The following is a 14,478-nucleotide window of genomic DNA, read 5'->3' on the forward strand; positions in this document are numbered from 1 at the left end:
TCTGCCAGTCAATGTCGATAGGTTGACCCACCACCAGATTGCCGTGCCCATCCTTCACCGTCGCCGTGAAGGTATAACTGTCAGTGCCGTTGTTGTAGCGCTTCTTGTCTTGATCCACTTCCACCGTCACGCCGGTTACCCGATAACTGTGGCTCAGCTCCTCAAAGCTCACCGGGCTATCAGCATCGACCCACGATTGGTTCGCCGCCATCTTCGCCGATACCCTCACACCAGTCACCGCCGCCGTGCTGGTTAAGGTCGCGGTAACCTGCCCCTGCGCGTTACTCACCGGGCTGCTCTGTTTCGTCAGTTTTAACCCGGCCTCCGTTGGCTCTGTCTGCCACTCAATGTCGATCGGTTTATCCGCTACCGGCCTGCCATGCGCATCCACCACTGTCGCCGTGAAGGTATAACTGTCGGCGCCGTTGTTGTAGCGCTTCTTGTCTTTATCCACATCCACCGTTACGCGGGTGACTTGATAACTGAGGCTCAGTTCCTCAAAGCTTACCGGGCTATCGGCCTTGATCCATGACGGATTCGCCGCCGCCTTCGCTGACACCTGCACATTCTTCACCGCCGCCGTGCTGGTTAAGGTCGCCGTGACCTGCCCCTGCGCGTTACTCACCGGGCTGCTCTGTTTCGTCAGTTTTAACCCGGCCTCCGTTGGCTCTGTCTGCCAGTCAATCTCAATCGGTTTATCCGCTACCGGCTTACCATAAGCATCCACCACCGTCGCCGTGAAGGTATAACTGTCACTGCCGTTGTTGTAGAGTCCGCTGTCTTTGTCCACCGTCACACGGGTGACGCGATAGCTGCTACTGGTCTCAGTAAAACTGACTTTTTTATCCGTAGTAACACGTTCACCATTAATACTGACGCTGACTTGTATATCGGATAATGGCGTTGTACTTGTTAATGTTGCAGTCTGTTGTCCATTTTTATCTGTTGCCTCTGAATCAGGCTTTAATTTCAATCCAGGATCTTTTTTATCCGTATCCCAAATCAATTTTGCATTTTCTATCGGCGTTTTTTTGTCAGCGCCAAGCAGAGTAGCTGTATAGACATATTTCGCATTTCCATCAGCAATTAAAGGATCGGTTGTATTAACACTCAAAGAAATATTACGTTGTAATACATGAGCTTGTATTTGCACCCTTAGCTGATCATCTTTACTTGTACCTGTTATAGTATAGTCATTTTTTCCATCAGGCTGATATTCCGGTAACTGAATGGTATAACCATTAGTACTTTCTATATTTAGAATCCCGCCATTCTTCTGGAATAACTCAGGCATATCCCAAATCATATTTTTGAATGGAGTATCAGATTGAATTTGTATTGGTTTAGCTTCACCACCATAACCACTAATTTCTAATACAGGAACCAGTAACCTAAAATGTTGCTGTTTTTTCAAATAATTCAAAATAATATTATTATTTCTTTCAACTAAGTCGTAACGACTCCCTGCCAAGCTTCGTAGTGAAGAAACATTCTCTGGTGACAGTTGTTCTGATAACGGAACACCAAATCGGTAATTCACATTGAATGAAAATATACCATCACTTTTACCCTCTTTCCCTAATTTATAGTCAACTCCTGCTGTTATCAGTGGAATTGGCGTATAATTTACGCCAATAGTTGCCGCATAGGGATCTTTTTGTCTATTGTTAGTTCCAAATAATGCAACATTATCACCAAAATATTGTTCATATTTTATTTTAGCGCCGAGTGAGGGCATCGAAGGTAAATACATGTCGGCAATAAGGTCATAACCATTGGCAGGGCGCTCATAATAATTGGTTAAATCACGGGAATTATGCCAATTACTCAAGCGAAAATATGCGTTAGCAGACATTTTTAGGTAGTTAGTCCATAGTTCACCACCCAGGCTGAATCGGCTATTATTGCCGGTTAAATCATTATCGTAAAAAGTATTCGCCCCATACATCCAGTCATTTATGAATAAACGGGTTCCAACACCTAAATTCACAGTGTCACGGCTATCTTTATGACGATATCCATATTGACTATAAACAAGCCAGTGATCTTTATCATCATAGAAAGGCACGAGTAAGTCTACGGAACTTTCATCCAGGTGCCCATGATGATCAACATTTAAATTAATTTTAGCTGTACCAAACTGTGATAACCACTTTTGAGTATTATTTGTTATCTGACTATTTAACTTGTTGACAATATAATCCTGAGCTAATTTTTTCGGATCTTTATTTAATAACCCAAGGAATTCAGGGCCACGAGAGAGGATTAAAGGAGGAGTATTTTGATTATCATCTTTAGGATCATTTTCATATAACTGAGGTATTTTTGGTTTTTCACCGCTATCGTTTTTTCCTACTATGCTTCTCTTTGATAAAAAATTACCACATCTCCTCGACTCTGATCGCTTTTTCTCTTTATAAGTAACGTTTTCGTGTAATTTATTGCCAGCCTGCTCGGTTATCTGTTTTTTGCTATCAATATTATGCTCTATAACTGCTTTTGGGTATTCCTGGCAATTTTCAATACCAATCAAAGACTTTACTGGTTCAGATAAAGCAGGATAACTTTTTAGTAGCATAATCGCTGAAAATAAAAAAAAGACGATTAGCACACTTTTATTACGAAAAGTACGATTAATGTTCATCAGAAATACCATAAAGTCATTGCCGTTATATTCAGTTGTCACTACTAAGCACAATAAATTACTTTCTATGACTTTGTATAATGAAAATAAATTATCAGTCGATAACCATAAGTAATCACTTAGCAAAATAAAAGTCGTCGTAAACGCTTTCCTAATCCAGTATTAAGTATTTATACAATTTTCTGCTTATTTGTAATCACTGAGTTCGCACTCAGTGATTATGGTTATTATGATTTTTCCGGCAGTTGAACTCGAACATTAATCACTCGTCCATCGGGGATATCGCATAGTTCACCATCATTATAATAAATGACTTCTCCATCACCATTAACGCTCTTGACGCGCCTATTTTGAGCAAATATCGGCGCATCTTTATTTTGACGATGATAACATTCGATGGTTATATTGCCATTAGATGGATCTACTGATTCACAAACCCAAATCAGATTTAACCCGTTGCTATCTGCTGGGACGATAGTACCACCGTGAATTCCCCATGCCCCATCTTTAGCGAAACCGTTGCAACCGCTAATGCGATATTTCCCTGTCTCTATCCGCTCAACAATCATACCTTCCGCTTCACGAGTTAGATCATAAGTTCCGTCTGGATGAATATTCACTACGGGGCTGGATACTTTGAGATTGCCGTTAGTATCGGCGATACAGTTATCATTAAAAACTGCAATAGGATTACCGTTATATTTCAACTTATCGCCAACTGTCAGCCTGCCATATTTTTTTTCATTGCAAATATCAAAATCCGATGACCCATCACCTGGAAATCCAACGTAGGCGGTTCTTGTTACCCCTTCATAAAACTGCAAATATGCATGTCCACCTGCATCGTATGTTACGTTAAAAACACCCCCAGCCCCCTTTAAATTTGCCGACCCGGCATCAATCCGACCCGCCGGAGAAACAGAGAAAACCAGATTGTTATTAATATACGCCGCCAACTCTCCACCAATTGTTAATTTGCTAGATTTTTTTTCGTTGCAAATATCAAAATTCGGTGACCCGTCACTTGGAAATCCAACGTAAGCCGTTCTTTTTGCCCCTTCAATAAACTGACAATATGCATGTTTACCCGTGTCATGAGTTATATTAAAAACTCCGGCATTCCCCCTTATATTCGCCGACGCAGCTTCAATCTGACCCACAGGAGAAACAGAGAAAACTCGTCTGCCATTAATATCTATCGTATATCCGTAGGTATCGACGCTACCTCCACGCACAATACCGGTTTTAATATAATTGTCATACCAATTGTAAAGCGTAAACCCAACTATCTCACTTGTCGGTTTAGCTCCCTGCAAAGAAACTAACATAGTCGCATTACGTTCAGTAGGCAGTGTTTCAACCTGTTTAAACCTAAAATACTGTGGATAATTTCCACCACTGGCCGATACCGCATTTTTCGCCAATTCCACTGTTTCCGATAAGCCGAGGTTTTTTACAAACGCGTTTTTATCAGGAATATCTGCGCCATTTTGATTTTTTGCCAATCGGTTATTAGCATTATCATTTACATCAGAAACAAGCTTCTGCGTTACCGCGAGGGTATTGCTATTACCTATTTTATCTGTGAGCTGAGTAACACCTTTTTGTGTTAATGAAGCATTTGGTACTTCTATTGCGATTTTTTGTTCTAACGCTCTATTTAATTGAACAATAAGTTTAGCTATATCCCCATCATCCAGAATATCATTGCCGGAATATGTTGCGATAAAATCAGCCACGACAGATGTTATTGTCGACGACTGACGTAATACCTTGTTGAGTAAATGAGTAGTAATATTTTCTGGTGGAAACCCCGTCTTTAAACTCCGGCTTTCTTCATATCCTTCTTGACTCACCACATTAGCATTATTACTAATAGAAAAAGCTTTAAAATCATTTTTTTGACTCATATATCCTCCTAAAATAAAAAAACATCATTTCATAATCAACATGTTGGATTATCGTAAAAATCGTTCTACATAATTTATTTAAATTATAGTCTATCTAGAAAAAACAATAATAAAACTTTCTTATGACTTAGGTAGTTAACTATTTTTGTACCACTGGCAATAATAAAAAATTTAATATTTTCAAACCAGACAGATATCAAAACTATTTGTGCTTAATATCTGTAAATGACTTTTCTCCTTCCAATTTCCTCTCGAAAATTTTCGTAACAATATTTCCAGGCTTTCAAACTGAACTTTGTACTTGTCGCCGCCGACAGGTAAACTATCCTCCTTTTTGTTTTACTGTCAAAAGTGAAGAAAAATAGTGAGTAACATAAAACTAATCGTCGGTCTGGCTAATCCCGGTGCTGAATATGCCCAAACCAGACACAATGCCGGAGCCTGGTATGTTGATCTACTCGCTCGGAGCCATAATCAATCACTAAAAGAAGAGAGTAAATTTTTTGGTTACACTGCCCGGATTAATATGTGCGGTCATGATATTCGTCTGTTAGTGCCAACGACATTTATGAATCTCAGTGGTAAATCTGTCGCTGCCCTCGCCTCCTTCTACCGTATTCAACCGGATGAAATTCTGGTGGCTCATGATGAACTCGATTTACCGCCAGGGGTGGCAAAAATGAAGCTGGGTGGTAGTCATGGCGGTCATAATGGCTTGAAAGATATTCAGAACAAATTTGGCAATAACCCTAACTTTTATCGCTTACGTATTGGTATCGGCCATCCCGGCGATAAAAATAAAGTTGTTGGTTTTGTGCTAGGCAAACCACCAGCCAGTGAACAAAAGCTGATTGATGATGCAATTGATGAAGCTCAGCGTTGTACTGATATCCTGATGAAACAAGATATGGATAAAGCGATTAACCGCTTACATAGCTTCAAAGCCAGCGTTTGATGACATGGAATCGATAAATCTTGTCTGTAAGATCGTGATAGCCCGTTATTCCGTGTATAATGGCGCCAATTTTTTTGACTCATCGAAAAGGCTGATACAGCCTTTTGATTTATAAGTAAATTAAGGTGAAAATCATGGGATTCAAATGCGGTATCGTTGGCCTGCCTAACGTCGGAAAATCAACCTTATTCAATGCGCTGACTAAAGCAGGTATCGAAGCAGCAAACTTCCCGTTCTGCACCATTGAACCTAATACGGGTGTAGTCCCTATGCCAGATCCACGGCTTGAACAACTGGCTGAAATTGTGAAACCTCAGCGAATCTTACCAACCACAATGGAATTCGTCGATATTGCTGGTCTGGTGAAAGGCGCATCAAAAGGTGAAGGCTTGGGCAACCAGTTTTTGACTAACATTCGTGAAACAGAAGCTATCGGCCATGTTGTGCGCTGCTTTGTCAATGACAATATCATTCACGTTTCCGGTCAAGTTGATCCTGCTGCTGATATTGAGATCATCAATACCGAACTGGCCCTTTCCGATCTGGACACCTGTGAACGAGCCATTCATCGTGTCCAGAAAAGGGCCAAAGGTGGCGATAAAGATGCCAAAGCAGAATTAGCGGCACTGGAAAAATGTCTGCCTCATCTGGAACAAGCGGGTATGTTGCGGGCGTTGGATCTCAGTACCGAAGAGAAAGCGGCTATCCGCTATTTGAGTTTCCTGACGCTAAAACCCACTATGTACATCGCTAATGTCAACGAAGAGGGTTTCGAAAACAACCCTCATCTGGATGCGGTTCGTGCGATCGCAGAAAAAGAGGGGTCAGTGGTCGTACCGGTTTGTGCCGCGGTAGAAGCGGATATCGCCGAGCTGGAAGATGATGAACGCGCAGAGTTTATGGCTGAACTTGGCCTAGAAGAACCCGGTTTAAATCGCGTTATCCGCGCTGGCTATCAGTTACTGAATCTGCAAACTTACTTCACTGCCGGCGTGAAAGAGGTTCGAGCATGGACCATCCCAGTTGGCGCAACCGCACCACAAGCAGCCGGTAAGATCCATACTGATTTTGAAAAAGGTTTTATCCGCGCACAAACCATCTCTTTTGAAGATTTCATCACTTACAAAGGTGAGCAAGGGGCAAAAGAGGCCGGTAAGATGCGTTCAGAAGGTAAAGACTATATCGTTAAAGATGGCGATGTAATGAATTTCTTGTTTAATGTGTAAAACTTTATTCAGAATTCTTAGTTCAAAAAAAGTCTATGTAGGTACATAGACTTTTCAGGCCGCTGAAAATAATGAGGTTGGCTTGAAAGGCATTAAAGTGATGCGAGCCTTACAGAAAGGTCAGGCATCACCGAGATATTATGACCATTCTCAGGGCCAAATGCGCTTAGCACGGGCAATAAATTACAGGTTCAACTGAGCCTGTATTTTTTCTATCTCCTTTATCCACTGCTGCTGAAGGTGCGGTTTCTGGTGAGCGATTTTTCGCTTCCTATCGACCTCCAGTTTTTCTTCAAGATGAAACAGGCACTCCAGTAATTGCTCTTCCGGCAATAAGGATGGTTGTAACCTGTCGTTAACAATGTGGGAGGTATAACAGCCGTGCTCCTTATGGTTACTTTGCTGCTGACCCATCTGTTCAATTTGCTGATAGATAGCCTCAACATCGTAATACTCTTCCAATTGGTTGTTATTGATAAACCAAAAACGCTGACAGCTATTTTCGATCAACCAGCGATCATGGCTAACAACAAGTAATGCACCACTAAATGTCGCAATTTGCTCACACAGTGCTTCTTTACCTTCAATATCCAGGTGGTTAGTCGGTTCATCCAGTATGATCAATTCATACTTCGCCAGACTCAATCCTATAAACAACAATCTTGAACGTTCTCCACCACTGAGGGTAGCCACTTTTTGCTGATGGCGCGAGTAAGTAAAACCAGCGCCAATCAGAGCCATCTTACGCTGTTCATCTATCAGTGGTGCAAATGGCCGTAACTCATCTATCAAGCTGTCGTTATCATGCAATTGATGTAATGCCAGTAAAAACCTAAGCCATTGCCATTGCGATTGACCTGATTTCATCGACTAATGACCTGATAGCATGTCACGGCTTATCCCTTCGTCATCTTATAGTAAGCCCACTCGCAGCCACCCTGTCGGACAACAGCAAACACGGTGGATGAGCCTCAAAATCTGATGAATTACTGGAGCAATCAATGAAATTAACGCAAATCCGCAATGCCACTCTCGTGCTGGAATATGCCGGTAAAAAATTTCTTATCGATCCGATGCTGGCAGAAAAGGAAGCCTGGGATGGCTTTGCCGGAAATGCACGCCCGCATCTGCGTAATCCCATGGTTGCCCTGCCTGTGGCGGTAGAAGATTTACTGGCTGTTGATGCCGTTATTCTGACACACACCCATACCGATCACTGGGATGAAGCGGCTCAGCAGGCTGTTCCCAAAGACATGCTTATCTACACGCAGGATGAGAGCGACGCGGCGCTGATCCGTTCTCAGGGCTTTCTCAACATCCGCGTTCTGAAAGATGAAAATCATTTCGTTGATGGCCTGACTATTTATAAAACTGACGGTCAGCACGGCAGTAACGAATTGTACGCAGATGCCGAATGGGGGGATCTACTGGGGGATGCATGTGGGCTGGTCTTCACACATCATGATGAAAAAACGCTTTATATCGCGGGTGATACCGTCTGGGTTAAGCCTTATGCAAGAAGCCTGCAGCGCTTCAAGCCGGAGATTGTGGTGCTAAACACCGGCTATGCTGTCAACGACCTTTACGGTCCGATTATCATGGGTAAAGAGGACACGCTGCGCACGCTTAAGATGTTGCCGACTGCGACCATCGTGGCTTCTCACATGGAATCGATTAACCATTGCCTTCTTACCCGCGCGGAGTTACGGGAGTTCACCCTTGAACACGGCATTGAAGATAAGGTCCTTATCCCTGCAGACGGTAAGATAATGGCTTTCTGATAAGCCATTCCGCCTGACTGAGGGACAGAATGCCATTCCGGCAGGTCACCTGTTATCCTTTGGTCAATCGAAATCAGCGCATTAGCCGCCGGTGATCCGGTGGTTATCATTTACGGTAAGGTTAACGTTATGTCTGTACTGACGGTCGCCGTGATCGCCACGGCCGGATTCAGCCCGTTTCACTTTTCAGTGCCCTGTATTCTTTTCGGGCAGTCAATGCCGCAGCCGGACTTATTCCGTGTGGAAATCTGTGCGGAAAATCCCGGCGTAGTGCTCTCTGATATTGGGCTGTCCATCAACGTGGAGCACGGACTTGAGCAGCTTGACGTTGCAGACATTGTTATTGTGCCCTACTGGAATAATCCTGATGAAAAACCCTCTCAGGCACTGCTGGATAAGCTGATAAGCGCATGGCAGCGTGGCGCAGAGGTGGTGGGCCTTTGTTTAGGTACTTACGTACTTGCCTACTCAGGCTTGCTTAATCAGCACCGTGCTGCAACACACTGGGAGTATGAAAAGGACTTCACCGAACGATTTCCAGCCGTTCATCTGGACAGCAACTCGCTGTATACCAGCGATGAACGTCTTATTACCTCTGCCGGTACAGCGGCCGGTATTGACTGCTGTCTGAACATCATTCGTGACCATTACGGCTCTGCAATTGCCAACCGGGTTGCAAGAAGAATGGTTGTTCCACCTTACCGGGAAGGTGGACAGGCCCAGTTCATTGAACGCCCGGTTCCGGTATCTACGCGGGACAGCAAAATGAACGAGCTGATTGAATATCTGCGTCGAAACCTAGATAAGCCGCACGATCTCGACTCACTGGCCGGATTCGTCAGTATGAGCAGGCGAACGCTGACGCGTCATTTTTTCAAGGCAACCGGAACGACGCTGGGAGAATGGCTGAATGCGGAGCGCCTTCAAAGAAGCCAGGAACTGCTGGAAACCACGGACAGCAGTATTGAAAGCGTGTCAGACATGGCCGGGTTTCAGTCACCAATTTCTTTCCGCCAGAGTTTTAAGGCGAGATTCAGCGTCAGCCCAAGCGAATGGCGCCGGGCATTCCGTGGTTCTGCGCCTGTAGATCAGGAAAAGATCTGAGCGAAAGTTAAGATATAAGAGAGAGCATTCCCTTCAGCTTCAAACCTATCCAGCAAACGTGACAGGGTCGCCGAGTTGTAATAAATGATGGCGTTGGAAATGGAGAGCAAACAATAATTAAGTAAAAATAACCAGATATCAATAAATTTAATGACTAATAGGTAGTTATGCGTTTTTTTAGATGTTTTAGTAAAAGCTGCTGCGCGATTAAAATCATGGTTCAAATAAGGACACATGAGAGTTACCTGTTATTCTTTAATTTCAGATTCAACATTTTTAATCAAAGTCGGTCATTCTCCTCTTTGTCAAATCGAAATGTCAGATCGGGACTCAATTAATACCTCGTAATATCAAATGACATCTCAGAGACTGATTAAAACTCTTAAAATCCGCGTAGTTACGCGGATTTTTTTGTCGTCTAAATCACCAATAAGTCTGATTATAAATTGCAATTTGCACATGATTCAGCAACGAATCACAAAAATCCGTTTATTCCCGATTGTATTATTCTTGTGATTTCTCCGGCAGTTGTATTCGAACATTAATTACTCGTCCATCGGGGATGTCGCATAGCTCACCATCATTGTAATAAACGACTTCTCCGTCACTATTAATACTCTTAACACGCCTATTTTGCGCAAATATCGGCGCATCTCTATTTTGACGATGATAACATTCGATGGTTATATCGCCATTGGACGAATCTACCGATTCACAAACCCAAATCAGATTTAATCCATTACTGTCTGCCGGGACAATAGTACCACCGTGAATTCCCCACGCCCCATCTTTAGCAAAACCATTGCAGCCGCTGATACGATATTTCCCGGTCTCTATTCGCTCGACCGTCACCCCTTTAACTTCGCAAGTTAACTGGTAAGTTCCGTCTGGGTGAATATCTACCACTGGACTGGAGACTTTAAGGTTGCCATTCGTATCCGGCTTGGTGTTGCTTGTTGACCAGACTTTATACCACGGATTCCATTTATTGATGTTACCGTCACCATTATGCGTTCTATAGTATAATTCGCTCTTCTTCACATATGAGGAGTGAATCATCAGCTCATAACCCTTAAAGGTCCCATACCCTCCTGAAAATCTAATTCCGGGACCATGTACACCTGGACCATTTAACCCTACTGGATATCCAAAATATGTCGAATTCTGAGGAATATTATCAAAATTATCGATTGTAGAAGCGGTATTATTCCCAACAACAACCGGCTTTGTACTAATCACTTCTAAACCGAGATTTTCCACAAATGCTTTTTTATCAGGAATGTCTGCACCATTTTGATCTTTTGCCAATCGGTTATTAGCATTATCATTTACATCAGAAACTAGCTTCTGTGTTACCGCCAAGGTATTACTGTTGCCGGTTTTATCTGTGAGCTGAGTAACACCTTTTTGTGTTAATGAGGCATTTGGTACTTCGATGGCAATTTTTTGTTCTAACGCTTCATTTAATTGGGCAGCAAGTTTAACTATATCCCCATCGTCCAAAACATCATTGCCGGAATATTTTGCGATAAAATTAGCTACAACAGATGCTATTGTTGACGACTGACGTAATACCTTATTGAGCAAATGAACCGTAATATTATCTGGTGGAAACCCAGTCTTTAAATCTGGGATTTGTTCATATTCTTCTTGACTCACTATATTAGCATCATTACCAATAGAAAAAGCTTTAAAATCATTTTTAGAACTCATACACCCTCCAAAATAAAATAATATTAATTTAATTTAATTTAATTTAATTTAATTTAACCACCGTAAAAATCATTCCCCACAATTCACTTCAATCATAGTCTAGCTTAGATAAACAATAATGGAACATTCTTACAACTTAAATTACCAATTATTTTTATAATTTATAGCAATAAAAATTAAACTCCCTAAAACCAGACATATATTAAAATCATTTCTGTCCAACATATGAAAATGACTCTTTTCCATCCATTTCATCTCGAAAATATTTATAACAACATTTACTTTCCAAGAATAAATAAAATTAACCATGCAAAAAAATGTTTTAACCAAGAAGTTAATATAATTGATCGTAATTTTCACTTGTAATTATTAATTTACAATAAATATGAAACAAAATAAATCGACAAATAATTAATAATAAAACTCATTATTAGAAAATAAAAAATAAATAGCCAGATAATATAATGTAAGATTATTCAATAAAAACAACCTAAAGCACAAATTTTATTGTAATGGACTTTACATACTACATTTTTACACTATTATTAAAAGATTAGATATATATTTTTACCTATTGATTAAGATATTCTCGTTTTTCAGGAACATATGCTTATCACCTAAATAAAGACCTATGTTATTGATATGAAATAAATTATAGTTTCTGAATCTGGAGTTCATTTTGAGTAAAGAATGAAAATCAATTACTTATCTAATAAATCCATAAAGGAAAACAACCATGAAAGATATATTAACAAATTCTGATCATAAAATTAAAGATGTTCAAGAGTGGATAGAATACGTTAAACACAGAGGAGAAAGATATTCTAAAACGCAGCCACATTCAGATAATATTTTTACTCATTTCTTAGAAATTGAGAATCTTTCTGATATACAAAGTCCAGCCAGTGTAGCAGCGACAAATAAATACACACTATTCGCCAAGAAATCGGCCACATCAAATAAATACCCAGTCAGTGTCACTGAGGGGCTGCAAACTATCATTAACTTATGTCGAGGGGCCTCAGGTTATGACCCGCAGGAACCAGAAGGTAATGGCAATGCGCAGAAATTCATAGCATTCACAGAAGAAATAGAAAAGGTTCCCTTTCTCTCTTTACTATGGGCAGATACAAATACGATTACTCAACAAAGTCATGACACAGATGTCTTAATCGATTCTTTTGTTGAAGCCTTTCAAGGGTTATCTCCTCAGGATAAAATTACCATTAAGATTTATTTGAAAAAGTTGATTCATACCGCTTTATCATATGCCGATCAAAAGGAAAAAAAATCCAACCTGGTACAATATGCTCTGACTAAAACCCCAAATGGGGTGTCACTCTTACTCTATTCTTCTATATTGATAATACAGAAAGTAGATAACAAGGGTACTATTAAATTCACCTCTCATTATAATCTTTGCCAGGCAGAATATAATCTCAGCCAGAAAACGTGGGAAATAGTAAAATCTGTATTCGAGAAAGAGGATAAGATAACCACAGAATATTTAATTGATTGTATGACAACCAAAATGAAAGCATAAACTGAAAACTCTCTGTAAGTAGATTAATTGATTTATATCAACAATATTATTACCAATATGTGCTAAGATTATTCTAATCATAGTTATTTAATAAAATTATTAAATTCAATAAAAATATAATATAAAAGAATATAACATACGATCAGAATATATAAAAATGAATTATCTTAAAATGTGAATTTTACATCGATAAATTTTAAAAACCGTATTTTAATGCTAATATGGAAATATCACATAAACAACCATTTATCTGTGAGGAATAAGTTAAATTACATACCATTAATATTTGATAGTGAAAAATATTCACTTATGGATATACTTAGTTCGCACAAAAATACATTTAACATTTATTAAAAAAATTTAAAATAAAAATTACCAAGCTAAAAAAACAGTAATATTAAGTACACGATTATCGATTTATCTCACTGTTAAAAATAGGGTTCAACATTGTTCCCTACTTTCAACAGTACCCTAACATTCAATACCTAACTTAATAAATCTATTAAGGATAAAAATCATGGAAAATATCTTAAATAATCCTGATTATGCAGTCAAAAAAGCCCAAGAATGGATAGAACATATTGAAAAAGGAGGAACAAGATTCCTTAAAGATTGGGAGCGTTCAGGCAATATTACTATGGATTATCCTGATGCCGGAGATTATTCCGATGTACAAAGCCCGGCTAATGGCGCAGCTACAGGGGATTATACACAGCTTGAAAAAGATTCTTCCACATCATCTAGAAATCCACTAAGCATTACCGAAGGCTTGCAAACTGTTATTAATATGTGCCGTGCGGTCTCAGGCTATAATCCTTTAGATCCTCAAGGCCAAGGTAATAAAAAGAATTTCTTCTCATTTACCTCAGAATTATCTGGCGTTCCATTCCTTTCTTTACTGTCAACCAGCGTACAAAATGTTATTCAAAAAAGCCATAATGCAGATGTTTTAATCAACTCTTTCCTGGAAAACTTCTTAGGATTATCTAGTCAGGAAAGAGAGCAGATGAAAACCCCACTGAGACAACTGGCTATCGCTGCATTATCCTATGCAGGCAGGAGACAAACTCAATCCAATTTCGTTCAAAGTGTTCTTGCTACATCACCAAGAGGTGGCGTGTCATTCTTCTTATATTGGTCTGAGTTTTCAATCGTCGCTTACGAAGATGATAAAGGTCTTATCGAATTCAAATCTCATTACTTCCTGCCACAAGCAGAATATAACCTAAGGTACGAATCATGGGTAAATGTAAAGCCAGCATTCGAGAAAGCACAGAAGGTATCATTAGAAGATTGGATTGATAGTATGACCACTCGGAGAAAGCAAGGAAGTAATGTAAGAGCGCTTTGTATAGAATAATGTGGTGAAATAACCCCAAAATGGTGTCTGCAAAAACGTCGTGGACACCATAAGTTTCATTGAACAGGCAATAAGCTACTGTCATTACTTTTCGTTGGCCTAGTATCAAGCATGGTATTTCAGCATCAGAATTCCCCACACTCTTGTACTGACGGCTGTTCGCGTTCTGTCATAAAATCGGCTGTAACGCCAAGACCATTAAACCAACTATCCCAAGACTCACCAGCCATATCAACCTGATA

General features: G+C 40.3%; 9 protein-coding genes and 2 pseudogenes. 6 read left to right on the top strand and 5 right to left on the bottom strand.

Annotated features, from left to right (window positions below; translation table 11 throughout):
• Together ACGF5R_RS17755 and ACGF5R_RS17760 are read right to left on the bottom strand one after the other, a co-directional pair.
• Positions 1-2,644, bottom strand: a 2,644-nt coding sequence (locus tag ACGF5R_RS17755; RefSeq protein WP_387692023.1) for an inverse autotransporter beta domain-containing protein, incomplete at its 3' end; no start/stop codon positions are given.
• 227 nt (positions 2,645-2,871) lie between these two features.
• On the bottom strand, positions 2,872-4,554 hold the full coding sequence (locus tag ACGF5R_RS17760) for a phage tail protein (protein ID WP_262981435.1): 1,683 nt from the start codon (positions 4,552-4,554) through the stop codon (positions 2,872-2,874).
• A gap of 364 nt (positions 4,555-4,918) precedes the next feature.
• Here ACGF5R_RS17760 and pth point away from each other — a divergent pair, with 364 nt between their 5' ends.
• Together pth and ychF are read left to right on the top strand one after the other, a co-directional pair.
• Positions 4,919-5,509, top strand: coding sequence for an aminoacyl-tRNA hydrolase (gene pth, locus ACGF5R_RS17765; protein WP_112877002.1), 591 nt, complete (start codon positions 4,919-4,921; stop codon positions 5,507-5,509).
• A 134-nt stretch (positions 5,510-5,643) separates the two neighbouring features.
• Positions 5,644-6,735 carry a redox-regulated ATPase YchF gene (gene ychF, locus ACGF5R_RS17770; RefSeq protein WP_112877001.1) on the top strand — a complete coding sequence of 364 codons (1,092 nt, stop codon included), beginning with the start codon at positions 5,644-5,646 and terminating at the stop codon, positions 6,733-6,735.
• A gap of 183 nt (positions 6,736-6,918) precedes the next feature.
• On the opposite strand, the pseudogene ACGF5R_RS17775 reads toward ychF, so the two are convergent.
• Positions 6,919-7,554 (bottom strand): annotated as a pseudogene (locus ACGF5R_RS17775) (ATP-binding cassette domain-containing protein); the annotation flags it as partial.
• Positions 7,555-7,736: 182 nt separating this feature from the next.
• On the opposite strand from ACGF5R_RS17775, the gene ACGF5R_RS17780 reads away from it, so the two are divergent.
• Together ACGF5R_RS17780 and ACGF5R_RS17785 are read left to right on the top strand one after the other, a co-directional pair.
• Positions 7,737-8,516: an MBL fold metallo-hydrolase gene (locus ACGF5R_RS17780; RefSeq protein WP_112877000.1), complete on the top strand. Its 780-nt coding sequence runs from the start codon at positions 7,737-7,739 to the stop codon at positions 8,514-8,516.
• A gap of 129 nt (positions 8,517-8,645) precedes the next feature.
• Positions 8,646-9,620 (top strand): GlxA family transcriptional regulator, encoded by a 975-nt coding sequence (locus ACGF5R_RS17785; protein ID WP_112876999.1) that lies wholly within the window; start codon positions 8,646-8,648, stop codon positions 9,618-9,620.
• Between the two features lie 504 nt (positions 9,621-10,124).
• Here the strand turns inward: ACGF5R_RS17785 and ACGF5R_RS17790 are convergent.
• Complete coding sequence (locus tag ACGF5R_RS17790) at positions 10,125-11,333, bottom strand: phage tail protein (protein ID WP_387692025.1); 1,209 nt, start codon at positions 11,331-11,333, stop codon at positions 10,125-10,127.
• 736 nt (positions 11,334-12,069) lie between these two features.
• Between ACGF5R_RS17790 and ACGF5R_RS17795 the strand changes: the two genes are divergently transcribed.
• Both ACGF5R_RS17795 and ACGF5R_RS17800 read left to right on the top strand, forming a co-directional pair.
• A complete protein-coding gene (locus ACGF5R_RS17795) occupies positions 12,070-12,876 on the top strand; it encodes a hypothetical protein (protein ID WP_262981430.1) in 807 nt (268 codons plus the stop codon).
• 517 nt (positions 12,877-13,393) lie between these two features.
• The gene (locus tag ACGF5R_RS17800) at positions 13,394-14,236 is read left to right on the top strand and encodes a hypothetical protein (protein WP_112876995.1); all 843 of its coding nucleotides are present in this window, start codon (positions 13,394-13,396) and stop codon (positions 14,234-14,236) included.
• A gap of 125 nt (positions 14,237-14,361) precedes the next feature.
• Here ACGF5R_RS17800 and ACGF5R_RS17805 read toward each other — a convergent pair.
• Positions 14,362-14,463: pseudogene (locus ACGF5R_RS17805) on the bottom strand (AbrB/MazE/SpoVT family DNA-binding domain-containing protein); the annotation flags it as partial.
• Positions 14,464-14,478: the final 15 nt, after the last annotated feature.

It is taken from the genome of Photorhabdus sp. RM71S (assembly GCF_042879355.1).
Taxonomy (GTDB): Bacteria; Pseudomonadota; Gammaproteobacteria; order Enterobacterales; family Enterobacteriaceae; genus Photorhabdus; species Photorhabdus kayaii.